Origin of the sequence: Micromonospora sp. WMMA1949 (assembly GCF_027460145.1) — a bacterium.
In the GTDB taxonomy this organism is placed as follows: Bacteria; Actinomycetota; Actinomycetes; order Mycobacteriales; family Micromonosporaceae; genus Micromonospora.
Window position 1 is genome coordinate 149993 of the sequence record NZ_JAPZBG010000001.1, and the last position, 13123, is coordinate 163115.

The 13123-nt window shown below is 66.9% G+C and carries 8 protein-coding genes and 1 CRISPR repeat array (1 of these 9 only partly in view); of the genes, 5 read left to right on the forward strand and 3 right to left on the reverse strand.

Annotation, left to right across the window (positions count from 1 at the left end; genetic code table 11):
* Positions 1 to 31: 31 nt before the first annotated feature.
* From O7607_RS00560 to O7607_RS00570, 3 genes are all read right to left on the reverse strand, one after another.
* Positions 32 to 607 (reverse strand): hypothetical protein, encoded by a 576-nt coding sequence (locus tag O7607_RS00560; RefSeq protein WP_269700269.1) that lies wholly within the window; start codon positions 605 to 607, stop codon positions 32 to 34.
* Between the two features lie 220 nt (positions 608 to 827).
* The gene (locus tag O7607_RS00565; protein ID WP_269700270.1) at positions 828 to 1724 is read right to left on the reverse strand and encodes a hypothetical protein; all 897 of its coding nucleotides are present in this window, start codon (positions 1722 to 1724) and stop codon (positions 828 to 830) included.
* Between the two features lie 331 nt (positions 1725 to 2055).
* Positions 2056 to 2226 carry a hypothetical protein gene (locus tag O7607_RS00570; protein WP_269700271.1) on the reverse strand — a complete coding sequence of 57 codons (171 nt, stop codon included), beginning with the start codon at positions 2224 to 2226 and terminating at the stop codon, positions 2056 to 2058.
* Between the two features lie 388 nt (positions 2227 to 2614).
* Here O7607_RS00570 and O7607_RS00575 point away from each other — a divergent pair, with 388 nt between their 5' ends.
* From O7607_RS00575 to O7607_RS00595, 5 genes are all read left to right on the forward strand, one after another.
* Positions 2615 to 4078, forward strand: coding sequence for an NF041680 family putative transposase (locus O7607_RS00575; protein WP_269700144.1), 1464 nt, complete (start codon positions 2615 to 2617; stop codon positions 4076 to 4078).
* Positions 4079 to 5629: 1551 nt separating this feature from the next.
* The gene (locus O7607_RS00580) at positions 5630 to 6385 is read left to right on the forward strand and encodes a DUF429 domain-containing protein (protein WP_269700272.1); all 756 of its coding nucleotides are present in this window, start codon (positions 5630 to 5632) and stop codon (positions 6383 to 6385) included.
* A gap of 13 nt (positions 6386 to 6398) precedes the next feature.
* Entirely contained in the window at positions 6399 to 7634 is a 1236-nt protein-coding gene (locus O7607_RS00585) for a DUF6361 family protein (protein ID WP_269700273.1), read from the forward strand.
* A 61-nt stretch (positions 7635 to 7695) separates the two neighbouring features.
* Positions 7696 to 9372: a phospholipase D family protein gene (locus tag O7607_RS00590; protein ID WP_269700274.1), complete on the forward strand. Its 1677-nt coding sequence runs from the start codon at positions 7696 to 7698 to the stop codon at positions 9370 to 9372.
* Positions 9369 to 12470 carry a C-terminal helicase domain-containing protein gene (locus O7607_RS00595; protein ID WP_269700276.1) on the forward strand — a complete coding sequence of 1034 codons (3102 nt, stop codon included), beginning with the start codon at positions 9369 to 9371 and terminating at the stop codon, positions 12468 to 12470. Before O7607_RS00590 ends, O7607_RS00595 begins: the two co-directional genes overlap by 4 nt.
* Before the next feature lie 198 nt (positions 12471 to 12668).
* Positions 12669 to 13123: a CRISPR direct-repeat array (repeat unit 28 nt; unit sequence CTGCTCCCCGCGCACGCGGGGGTGATCC) (it continues 2265 nt past the right edge of the window).

The following is a 13123-nucleotide window of genomic DNA, read 5'->3' on the forward strand; positions in this document are numbered from 1 at the left end:
TGCTCGACGAAGTCCGGGTACCGGCAGCCTGTCACGCATGCTTGCCACTGCCCACCGCCAGCAGCACATTGATCAACTCCGAGCCATACGCCGGCTGCCGGCCGACCTGACGGCGCAGCCCCTCCAGACCCCCGCCATCCGATCGTCGCTGCCGGCCGTCTGCACGGCGCCGACCGACCATCGGCCCCCGTCGCGTGAAACGCCTCGCCGACTCCTCCCGGTGAACCCGACAGTCCCGGCGTCCCCCGGCGGCGACGAGCATCTCTGCCACATGGGGCACGGATCGGTCCCGCACACGATCCATTCCGCCGCTGTGCACGCGCGAACCGGTCATCATTGTGGACGTGAAATGCCGGGGCGAGCACGCCCTGAACGGCCACGACCTCGCGAGCTTCTCCAGTGCGTCGACATCGGGCGAAGCGGCGGTTGCGCCGATCCGATCGGATTGCGCGAAGCGCCAGCCAGCAGCGTCCGCAGCGCCTGACGCGGAATCTAGAGACGACAATGCCGCTCCGTCCAGGGAAGCAGACGAAGCGGCACGTCGGAGCATCTCGAAGTCAGCGGTTCGACGGCCGACGATCATGGCCGTCACCGCCAGCAAGATCATCCGTTTGCTCTGTTCAACCTGCAATTCGGGTTTGGGAATGCTCCGAGAAGACCCTCGCCTGATATACCGTGCGATTGCCTACCTCCAGTCCGATCAGCCTGCCTCGCTCGGCCGTACCTCTGCGCCGACTCCCCTCGGGCGAGGCTAGTGCTCCCAGCATTACCTCCCCGAAAATGGCGCTCCAACTAGATAGGCTCGCCTGCCAGCTGTCGCCCCAAAGCTAGTCTTGCGACTCATCGTGACGGGCCTGCGTTGGCACCCCACTTCGGCGCTTCGTTCGCTTCGCCTGGGCCAGCGCCTTCGCCCTAGCATGATCCGATGGACTGTCGGCATCGATAAGAGGGAATAACTGCTTCTCGTAGTCGAGAAGCGGTCGACCACCGTAAGTCGCCACCGCCTCCCCACGCGGGTCGCTACGCCAGATCACTCCGAAAAAATCCGCATTCATATGGCGATACACCTTCACCACTTGCGGAGCCCCTCCGATCGTCGGATACTTCTTACTTCGAATCATGTCTCGTAGGACTTCAAAGGGCTCCATGTCTAACGGGTCGTCCATCGTAAGGCCCGACCTGGCACGGAGGAGGTTGAACTCGCGGAGAGCTTCTCCTGTTACATCGCCTCCAATTTGGAGCTGCACACTCGGTTCGTCCTCCCGGTGCGGCTCTCTCTTGGAACGAACGTACCTTCTTTCCTTTCTGCTGAAAAAGTACTTCCAAATCTGGAACTGCTGGTATCGCCAAGACCAGCCTCCGAGAATGAACATCGTCGCGCTTTTTTCTAAGTGAGCCGATTCAAGTAGCGCCCTGTCGACCACCCTGATGTCCAACATTTGGTTTAGGACATTTTCCACAATGTCCGCTAATTGCGTTATGTCGTATCGTCGACTGGTGACCGCAGGACTTGCCTCGACCGCTCGTTGAACTTGAAGCATTGCCGGATAGGCAATGTCGGTAATTCCAGCAAATGCCAGGACAGCATCCGAACGTGGGAGGGATAGGATCTTTGGGCAGCAGTCCCAGCGAGCGCCTCCCCCAGAGAGGCGACTGTCGCTTGCCATCACCATTTCTCGCACGTCGGGGGAGGAGTTCCGCACCCATGAAAAGACAAGCGTCATACAGCGATCCTATTCCGTCGGCCGATGTTCGGGACTCCACTCGAGGTGGCGACCTGGCAGGGCTTCGTTTGCACTTGAGCCTGGTCCATCCTCAGACGAGCCGGTATCCGTACTTGGTCGGAGTGAGCGCCTTGATGGCAATCCATCCGTGGCCAGATGCAGCGGCCGCCCCCCGAGGGCTTCGACGACGGACAGCGTCGAAGCTGGACGTCGGCAACGATGAAGAGTGCGTGTTCGGCGTCGCAGCCGTCAGCCAGTTGGTTGTGGCGTACTTCGTTTCGGGTGATAACCAACTCCTCCCCAAGCGACTGAGTTCCCTTGACATCGGTCATCAACGAGGAGCAGAGGAATCGGCTGTTGCCCGGGGCGGCGAGGAGCGCCCGAGCGCCGCCGGTAGCACGAGCATCGCGACGATCGCGACGACCTCGACCGCCAGCAGGCGATCCAGTCGGGTAAGGCCAGGAATGTCGGACGGCACGAGCACCTGCCGCAGTGGCAGCATGGCAAGCAGCGCGGCGGCGAGTTCCAGTGATGGTGAGGATCGCGGCGACGGCGCCAGTTCTCGGCAGCAGCGGCAATCCCGAGCAGCAGCGGTGCCGCTGCGATGGAGTACACGGAGATGGTGTACTCCGTCGGTCGCCGGACGGAGCCCGAGAGGTCGGCGATCTGCGCGAAGCCCTCGCTCGGTCTGCTAATGGCGTACCCCGGTTCAACGGTCCAGTCGACGAGATTGTCGCCTTGAGAGAGCGCGATTCCGAAGCTCAGCTGCTCCACTAACTTGATCTTTAACCTCCGAGGGCCCTGTAGGGACCCTGACCGATCACGGAAACAGCCCTTGGCCGATGATCTTCTTGTCTAGGGAAGAGCATCAATAACCAAGGGCTGTTCTGGTGACCAGTGTGCATGAGCGTGCTGCGGCTGACGCCGTCGGGGACCTGGACAGGTTCCGGCGAGAGTTCTACGACTGCCTGACCGCTCGGGCTGAGGCATTGTTCGACCTGACGGACGCGGTGTTGTGCGCCGACGGGCCGGTCCGGTCGTTGGTGGAGTTGTCGCTGGTGGGCGAGCACCGCCGCGGTCACGGGGCGCTGTATGACGCCCTCGCCTGCGGCCAGCTGGACATCGATCGGCTGCGCACGGCCCTCGCCGGGGTGTCGTTGCCGCGGGCAGCTGATGGTCGTCTCGTCCTGGCGGTCGACATCACTTGCTGGCTGCGGCCGGACGCGCACACCTCGCCGCAGCGGATCTTGTGTCACACCTACGGCCGCGGCAAGGATCAGACCATCATGATCCCGGGCTGGCCGTACTCGATGGTCGTGGCCCTGGAATCTGGTCGCAGTTCGTGGACCGCGCCGTTGGACGCGGTGCGGCTGGCGCCTGGTGACGACGCGGCCACGGTCACCGCTGGTCAGCTGCGAGACATCGTGGGCCGGCTGATCGGGGCCGGACAGTGGCAGGCCGGGGACCCGGACATCCTGGTCGTGGCCGATGCTGGTTACGACGCGCCCCGGCTGGCGTTTCTCCTGCGTGACCTGCCCGTGCAGGTCCTCGCCCGGATGCGCTCAGACCGGGTACTACGCCGGGCAGTGCCGCCCCGGCAGCCGGGAACGGTCGGCCGTCCGCCCCGCCACGGCGGCGAGTTCGTCTTCGGCGATCCCAGCACCTGGGGCGAACCCGACGCGGCCACGATCACCGACACCCGTCTCTACGGCAGCGCGTGGGCTCGCGCCTGGGACCGGCTGCACCCCCGGTTGACGCACCGATCCGCCTGGATCGACTCGGCGAAGGTACTGCCGGTCATCGAGGGAACCGTCATCCGGCTGCAAGTCGACCATCTACCCAGCGGCGCGACCCCGAAGCCGGTCTGGCTGTGGTGGTCCGGCGTCGACGCCACCGCCGCCGATGTCGACCGGCTCTGGCAGACGTTCCTGCGCCGCTTCGACATCGAACACACGTTCCGCCTGTTCAAACAGACCCTCGGCTGGACCTGCCCCAAGATCCGCACCCCGCAGGCCGCCGACCGTTGGACCTGGATGATCCTCGCCGCCTACACCCAGCTCCGCCTGGCCCGCGCCCTCGCCGCCGACCTGCGCCGGCCCTGGGAGAAACCCGCACCACCGCAGCGTCTGTCACCCGCCCGCGTCCGCCGAGGGTTTCGGCACCTCCGCCCGAGAGTCACCTGTCCGGCCGGTGCACCCAAACCCTCCCGGGCAGGACCAGGGCGGCCACCCGGCCGCCGCAACACTCACCCCACCCCGCGCTACGACGTCCACACCGCGACCACCACGAACGCCAAGACAGCGGCTGCAAAGAAAACGAAGTCTGTCAATCCACGTCCACGCCGCACAGGTTAAAGATCAAGCTAAGCGATGTCTCGTAACCCGGTGACGGGTCCGTCGCGGACGAGGTGTCATCACGCGGCTTTGGACGTCCGTGTTCGGTCACCGGTCACCGATGCCGGCCCTTCCCCGCAATAGCATCAGGACGATCAATGACACGAGCAGCGCACCGGACCCACACAGCACGGCGAAGTGCAACACCGGACCACCGAACCCCTGGTTCGGGTCCCTCATCAGCGTCGAAGCAAAGGTGCAACTGGTCGATACCAGCAGCACCCAAAGCAACCACCGAGGCTGCCGTCGCAGCTCCTGCCACGCCCTTCTTCGGATCACGCCATCCCCGCTCATCGAAAGCCGCGTCTGCGCATCGGCCACCAATATCTAACGGCGCCACCACCAGCCTAAAGGACGCCTCGTAACCCTGGCGTCTGTCTGTTGAGGATGATCGGGCAGGATGCCTGGGTGCAGGTGATCACGGCAGCCCAGCCTGAGTGCGCTTCCTAGTCAATAAAATCCGGAAAGTTGATCTTTACTAGCGCAGGTGAAGTAGTCTGCTCCCCGCGCACGCGGGGGTGATCCCCCGATGCCGTCGCGCATCGGCCCCCAGTACGCCTGCTCCCCGCGCACGCGGGGGTGATCCCTCGTTCAGCCTGTCGGCCACCGTCGGAGCGATCTGCTCCCCGCGCACGCGGGGGTGATCCCCAAGAGCCGCGGGGCCGCCGTACCGAAAGGCACTGCTCCTTGCGCACGCGGGGGTGATGCCTCTATAGAGTCCTTTTTCGAGCGGGCGCAGCTCTGCTCCCCGCGCACGCGGGGGTGATCCGGAGGTTCACGCGGCCGGGGCCCCGTTCCTGGGCTGCTCCCCGCGCACGCGGGGGTGAACCCGCACTGTCGCGGTTCGCGCGGCCGACCACCCGCTGCTCCCCGCGCACGCGGGGGTGATCCTGAACGCGAAGGCGGCACGCAGTACACGGACATCTGCTCCCCGCGCACGCGGGGGTAATCCACCATCCGCGCCGCCGGCAGCAAAGGCGGCACCCTGTTCCCCGCGCACGCGGGGGTGATCCCCGCTGCCGGCAGCGCTCGGCGCGAGCCATCGTCTGCTCCCCGCGCACGCGGGGGTGATCCGTCTCGATCGTTGCCGCGGCCGCGGATCCGCTCCTGCTCCCCGCGCACGCGGAGGTGATCCCGCCTTGTAGCCCCAGAGGCCGATGTCCACCCACTGCTCCCCGCGCACGCGGGGGTAATCCCGTGACGGCCCGGCCGTCGCCCGGCCACCACGCCTGCTCCCGCGCACGCGGGGGTGATCCGTCGGTGCCGAAGAACGACCAGTAGGCGAACTCCTGCTCCCCGCGCGGTTGCTTCTACCAGGCCGACCCGAAGTAACCCTCGCCGCTGCGGGCACAGCTGCTCGGCGTTGCCAGCTCGAGCTGCACATAGAGGTCCGATGTCTAAGTTCGTGTGCAGTGAATTATGGACGGCCGGCGTTCATAAACGGCTAAACGTTCCACAACGACCGTCATTCGGATCATGGCCGTCGAGCTCGGCGGTACCTAGAGTGGTGCGGTGCTAACCGTCGGCGTTGACTTGGCAGCCGCAGACAAGCGCACGGCAATGGCCGCAATTGAATGGCTGCCAGACCGAGCAGTAGTGCGCGACCTGGCCCTCGGGGTCAGCGACACTCAGATCGTTGAGGCGAGCCGCCGCGCGGACAAGACCGGGCTCGACTGTCCATTCGGATGGCCGGCACCCTTCGTCGCACTCGTCACGACCCACCAGGCTGGCCATATCGCCGCGAGCGAAGGCGAGGGCGGGCTGTGGCGGCGCCGCTTGGCATATCGCCACACCGACGAGGTGGTGCGCGAGCAGACCGGGATCATCCCGCTCAGCGTCGCCGCGGATCGTATCGGGCATGCTGCCTTCCGCTGCGCCGGCTTACTGTCGATGCTCGCCGCGGACGGTCAGGATGTGGATCGCTGCGGCGGCGGCCGGGTCGTTGAGGTGTATCCGGCGGCGGCACTGAGCTGTTGGGGCTTGGCGCACCGCGGCTACAAGGGGCGAGGCCAACAGGTCCAGCATGCCGACCTCGTGACTGCACTGCGCGCTGCCGCGCCCTGGCTGGAGCTGGGCACCTTCGAGGCGTTGGCTCGGCGCAGCCACGACGCGTTCGACGCAGTGATCGCGTCGTTGGCTGCCCGCGCAGCTGCGATCGGCAAGGCCACAACGCCGGATGACGAGCAGCGAATCGCCGCACGGTCTGAGGGGTGGATCGCCTTGCCGATGTCCCCTCTGAGTGGCCTTGTCGCTGCGGCAGAAGCGTAGACGGAGGGTAGTCGTGGCTTCAGGATTGAGCTGGCTGGACAGCTCTCGCAACGATCAGCAGCGGATGCGCGAGCTGCTCAAGCTCTTCAGTGACACGGAGAGCCGGGACGAGCTGGGTATCGGCCAGGTCCGCGACGCGTTCAGCGACCTGCTCTTCCCCGGCACCTCCGTCCTGCAGACTCGGGCGCGGTACCTGCTGATCGTGCCCTGGTGTTACCAGGAGTCCGAGCGGCGGGGATGGCGCGGCGACCGCCTCACGAAACAGGTCGACCGCAGCGAGCGGAAGGTGATCTCCGCACTGATGAAGGGTGACGACACAGAGGGCGTGATCGGCCGTCGGGCTGGTGTCGCGGTACGGACACTGCCGTCGACCATCTACGCGGCCGCGCTGCTGCGATACGGCATCCGCAAGGATGACCATGAGAACTCACAGGGTCTTCAGTCCGGCGTTGGCTCCGCCGAGGCGGATGAGCTGACCGAGCGAGTACACGGCGCCTGGCACGCGACGTTGCCGGCCGCGCCGAAGGGCTTTCCGAATGAGGTCGAGGGTGGATTGAAGCTTCGGCCGGAAGAGGGGCGATGGCTGCGCGAGCGGCTCCTGGCCGCGGTGCCGGACACGCTGCTGGCGTACCTGCTCGAGCCCGCGCATCGCCCCGGTTGGGACAGTGAGGCGCCGTGGGAGGAGCCGGCGGTGGCAGCCGCGCCGGGTCCGATCGGTCCAGTGGTACGGGACGCCGCGCTGTTCTCGCTGGCGATCCACGGAGCGGCGTTGCTGTACAACCTCCTCGTGGCCCAACGGTACGAGGCCGCCGGCTTGACCGAACGTGAGGCGCCGGCGGCCCGCTACCGAGACCTGTTGGTGGACTGGAATCAGCGTGTGTCGACCGAGCACGGCCTCAAGGGCTGGGACCGATCGGGCATGTGGGACCGGCTGATCGACAAGAACCCGCGAATCGCATCGAACGTATCTGCCCGACGGTTCATTGACCGTTGGCTTGACGCGGTCACGAGCGGAGCGGCGCACGACGCCGTCACGGACGAGAGCTTGCGCAATCTGGTGGCCGAGCGGGAACGATCGGTCAAGAAGGGGCAGTCTCGGTTGGTCAACGACAAGCTGCTGCGTACGTGGAGTGGTGCCTCCGGCAGTAGGCCCTTGGTCTACCGGTGGCCGCAGGTGCGCCGGATCCTCATCGACATCCACGACGGCTGTGCCGCCGACCTGCCGGAGGCTGCCGGTGCTCGCGCCTGATACTCGCTCTCTGCTGCTCGACGCGTTGCGTCCGCCGCCGGGTATGCGGATGTCCCGCGCCGTGGCGTTGACGTTCACCCTGGATCTGGAGAGTCTGCTGATCGCCCCGCTGGCCTTCGCCGCGCACGGCTTACGCGAGTCGACGGACCCGATCGCGGTGATGGAGGGTGTACGGCGCTGTGCCGACCGGATCGATGTGTTCTGTCAGGCCGGGCAGATCGCGGTGCCGCCGACGAAGTCGGCGCTGCTGGCATTCGTCGAGCCGATGGTGCACCAGGTCCGCCGGCCCAGGCCGGGTCGTCTGTTCCACCCGAAGTTGTGGGCTCTGCGCTTCGAGGACGAGGCCACCGGTGAGACGTCACTGCGCCTGCTGGTGCTGAGCCGCAACCTGACCAAGGACCGCAGCTGGGACGTGTGCCTGCGGTTGGAGGGCTATCCGGGCACTCGCCGGGTGGCGGGCAATAAGCCCCTCTTCGACCTGCTGCAACGCGCGATGCGGCTGGCAGTCGCGCCGTTGCCGGCGGATAGGCAGGCGGCAATCGAGGCGCTGGGCGAGGATCTGCGTCGAGCCGAGTGGGAGTACCCCGAGGACGCCTCGGCGATGTTCTTCCACGCGCTGGGGGTGCCTGGTGCTCACCGAGTGGACTTCGCCGGCACACGACATCTGGTCATCTCACCGTTCTGCACGCCGGACGGCCTCGACCGCTGCGCGCCGAGCGGCAAGCTGGCGGTCGTGAGCCGCCAGGAGACGCTCGACTGCCTACCCGACGAGAGCCTGACCGGCGCCGAGGCCTTGGTGGTCAACGAGTTGGCTGGCTTGCCGACTGAGGAGTCGCCGTCGGGCCAGGAGGTGCTCACCGGACTGCACGCCAAGGTGTACGTGGTGGAGAAGGGACACCAGGCACGGGTCCTCCTCGGCTCCGCCAACGCGACCGCCGCAGCGTTCGACGGCAACGTCGAGCTGCTGGTGGAGCTGGTTGGTGGCCGCACTCAGTGGGGCATCGATGCCCTCTTCGGCCCCAAGGCAGCATTCCGCGAGATCCTCGAACCCTACGAGCGTCACACCAGCGCCGATGCGGATCCCGAGGCTGACCGGCTGCGAAACCTAATCCGCGACCTGGCGGCCGTACCGCTGTTGGCTACCGTCACGTCCGAGTCGGACCGCTACACCATCCGGCTGACTTCTGAAGACGCCGTGCCAGATGCGCCGGGTGTACGGATCACCGCGCAGCTGCACACCCGCCGGGGCGAGGCGACCACACTCGCAGCGGGGCAGCCGGTCGACGCGGCGTTCACCGGGCTCACGCTGGTCGACATCACCCCGTTCGTCATCGTCACCGCGGAGGACAGCACCGGCCGCGAACAAGCCGTCGTCCTCGCCACCCTGGTCGGCGATCCCGAGCACCGGCTCGACCACGTCATCGCCGAGCAGATCGACACGCCGGAGAAGTTCCTGCGGTTTCTGCTTCTGATGCTCGGCCTCGGCACGGAAGCTGCCGCCGCGGTGAGCGGCGGCGCCGGCGGAGCCGGCGCCTGGCGTACAGGCGGGACCGGGATCTTCGAGCTGCTTCTCAACGCTCTCGTCGACCGGCCGGAGCAACTCGACGACCTGGCCCGGCTCGTTAGCCGCATCGAGGCCAGCGGCAGCAGCAAGCAACTGCTTCCACCTGGCTTCGCCGAACTCTGGAAGATCATCACAGAGGCACGAGACGCGATGGCAGAGGAGGTGCGCGCGTGAAGCGGTACGACGCCGGCCCGGTCATGGCCGGCTTGAAGGATTTCCAGCGCACCACCGTCGCGCATGTCGTCGACCGCTACTTCGGCGCCGACCCGACCCGCCGGTTCCTGGTCGCGGACGAGACCGGTCTCGGCAAGAGCGTGGTCGCCCGAGGCGTGATCGCACAGACCCTGCAGCGTCTTCAGGACGACGACAGCGTCGAGCGGGTCGACGTCATCTACGTCTGCTCCAACCAGGATGTAGCACGCCAGAACATCGACCGGCTTCGGGTCACCCCGGACGAGACGGTAACGCTGTCCAGCCGGCTCACCCTGCTCGCCAAGCACGCGGACAAGCTCAATGCCGCGACCGCTACCGTCGGCAAGCCGATCAACCTGGTCGCGTTCACCCCCGGCACATCCTTCGACCAGGGCTGGCGCACCGGCACGGCCGAGGAACGTGCCCTACTGTTCCTGCTGCTTGAGCAAGCAGGCTCATGGGACGGCTGGCGGACCCGGGCGGCGCTGCGGGCGTTGCAGGCCGGCGTCGCGACACCTGGACGCTTCGAGCGCGAGTGCGTCCGGCTGCGGGAGGAGCTGGGCGGGAAGGTCAACCGCACGATCGCTGACGAGTTCCTGCGCCGCGCCCGACAACGGGGCCTGCTCGACAGGTTTGACGCACTGCTGGACGGCATCGGCCGACGTCCCGCGCTACCAACCGCTCTGCGGGAGACCGCCCGCAAGCTCACCGGTGACCTCCGTACGGCACTGGCCACCGCCGGCGTCGAGGTCCTCGAACCCGACCTGATCATCCTCGACGAGTTCCAGCGCTTCCGGGAGCTGCTCGATGACAACGGCGGCGAGGGCGCCGAACTCGCCCAGCACCTGTTCGACTACCGGGATGCCCGGGTGCTGCTACTGTCCGCCACCCCGTACAAGCCGTTCACCTTCGCCGAAGAAGCCGCTACCGGCGAGGACCACTACAGCGACTTCCGGCAGGTCCTGCGCTTCCTCAGCGACGACGAATCCTGGCACGCCGACGTGACGAAGGCATTCGAGGCGTACCGGGAAGCTCTGGTCCGCGGCGAACCTTGCGCTGACCTGCGCGAGTGGCTGCGCCGCCTGCTGCTGACGGTCATGTGCCGCACGGAGCGACCCCTCCTCGGCGAGCACGACATGCTGCGCGAACACGTCACCCTGGCCGACGACGTCAACCCGCAGGACGTACGTAGTTACGTCGCGATGCGCAAGATTGCCAAGGCTGTCGGGGCTCCTATGACGGTCGAGTACTGGAAGTCCGCACCGTACTTCCTGAACTTCCTCGACGGTTACCAGCTCGGCGCCAAGGTCCGCGCGGCGCTGAAGGACCAGACAGATTCGAAGGTGCCACCGCTGCTGGGCACGGCTCAGCTGCTTGATGCCGAGACGATCCGCCGACGTGAGCCCGTCGATCTCGGCAACGGCCGGCTACGGCAGCTCGCCGCCGACACCGTTGACCGGGGGTGGTGGAAGCTCCTCTGGCTGCCACCGTCGCTGCCCTACCACGCGCTCGATGAGCCGTTCGCTACCGCGGCGCGTGAAGGCATCACCAAGCGGCTGCTGTTCTCATCCTGGAACGCCACTCCGACCGCGGTAGCGGGCCTCCTCAGCTACGAAGCCGAGCGCCGGCTGGGCACGGCTGGAGAGAGGCATCGCCACCTCGACTACCGCATCGAACACGAGCGCCCCGCGGCAATGAGCGTCCTCGCGCTCTTCTGGCCACATCCCACTCTGGCGGCACTGTGCGATCCGCTGGCGTTGGCTCGGCAACGACCGGACGACCTCGCGCTGCTGGACGACTTCGAATCTGAGGTACGGGACCGGCTCCGTGCTCATGCCAGAGCCGAAGAAGGGTCCGGCCTGCCAGCGCTGGCTGAGCCGTGGGAGCTGCTCTTCCGATGGCCGGGCGCCGATCCAGCCGTCGACGACGCTGCTGCCGCCCTTGGCTCGTCGGCAGACGAGGAGCATTCGGCAACAGGTCTGGACCGACACGTCGCCCGGGCGCGGGATCTGACAAAGCAGGCCGGCTACCCGACGCAGGGCCAGCTGAACGGGCTGATCGACAGCATCGCGACAATCGGCCTGCACGGCCCTGGCAACGTCGCCTACCGTGCGTTGTCGCGCCTGATCGAAGAACCCGGCAGCCAGGTCACACCGGCGGGGCATTGGCGTGCAGCCGCGCTCCTCGCCAGTGGCCTGCGTTCCCTGTTCAACCGGTCGGAGTCCGCACAGCTACTCGACCACCTGGCGATGGGCAAGGTCTACTGGCAGGCAGTGCTGCGGTACTGCGCGGCCGGCGGGCTGCAGGCGGTCCTCGACGAGCACCTGCACACGTTGCGCAGCACAGCCTCGGACACCCCACTCGACGACTGCGAGCTGTGGAAGATTGCCGACGAAGCACGGCAGGCGATGGCCAGCCGACAGTCGACGTACGAAGCCTTCGACCCACGCAACCCGGAGCAGCCCATCAAGCTGCCCGGGCGGTTCGCCCTACGCTACGGCGGCCGCGGCGAGGAGCAGTCCCAGGTCAACCGCAAGATGGTCGTACGTGCCGCCTTCAACAGCCCGTTCTGGCCGTTCGTCGTCGCCACCACCAGCGCCGGCCAAGAAGGCATCGACTTCCACCAGTGGTGCTCAGCGGTCGTGCACTGGAACACCCCGGCCAACCCCGTCGACTTCGAGCAGCGCGAAGGACGCGTACACCGATTCGGTGGGCATGCCGTACGGCGCAACGTCGCCCACGCTCACCGGGCCGATGCCCTGCGCTCTTCGGATCCGGACGTTTGGAGAGCCCTGTACGACGCTGCCCGAGCAGAGTCCGGAGAGCTGGGTGACTTTGCGCCGTACTGGGTGTTCTCCGGGCCGGCGAAGATCGAACGACACGTGCTGCCCTATCCGCTCAGCCGCGACCAGGCGCGGTTCGACCGGCTCAAGGCGGACCTGGTGAGGTATCGGCTCGCGTTCGGCCAGCCGCGGCAGGAAGACCTACTGCTCCTTCTGCAGCGGCAGGCGAGAGACGAGAACGACGTGCCTGATGTTTTGGATCTGAGGCCTCAACGGCCGACCGTTTCCCGGTTGTGAGACGGAGGCTCGACTCGAGCCGTAGGAGGTGCAGTGAACGCCCGGACCCGTTCGCCCAAGTCGCACTGATTCACTACGCTCAGGTGGAGGTTGTCGGAGCGTCAGCTAGGCATCAGCCAGAGGGCAAGGGAAACGATCTTGCGAGCCATAGTGAATGAAAACCGCGAAGTCGATCTCTAGCGGCCCAGGTCAAGTAGTCTGCTCCCCGCGCACGCGGGGGTGATCCGCCGAGCAGGAGGCCGCGCGATGAGCCTCAAGACTGCTCCCCGCGCACGCGGGGGTGATCCGTCCTGACCCCACCGGGTGAACTTGCGGCGGTCCTGCTCCCCGCGCACGCGGGGGTGATCCTGGAGCTGATGAAGCTTGACGACATGCCGGAATCTGCTCCCCGCGCACGCGGGGGTGATCCGGGGTGACCTGCCATGTTCAACGTTGGTATCGGCTGCTCCCCGCGCACGCGGGGGTGATCCCTCCGCCCGCACCACGAACCGGCGCCCCACCAGCTGCTCCCCGCGCACGCGGGGGTGATCCGAACCAGAAGAACAACGGCGTGTACGTCCTCCCCTGCTCCCCGCGCACGCGGGGGTGATCCGGCGGAGGCTGAGGCGGCGACGACGACCCGGGGCTGCTCCCCGCGCACGCGGGGGTGATCC

Coding starts and splice junctions, on each gene's coding strand:
- O7607_RS00560 (WP_269700269.1), bottom strand. CDS start 607: ATGATCTTGCTGGCGGTGACGGCCATGATCGTCGGCCGTCGAACCGCT.
- O7607_RS00565 (WP_269700270.1), bottom strand. CDS start 1,724: ATGACGCTTGTCTTTTCATGGGTGCGGAACTCCTCCCCCGACGTGCGA.
- O7607_RS00570 (WP_269700271.1), bottom strand. CDS start 2,226: ATGCTGCCACTGCGGCAGGTGCTCGTGCCGTCCGACATTCCTGGCCTT.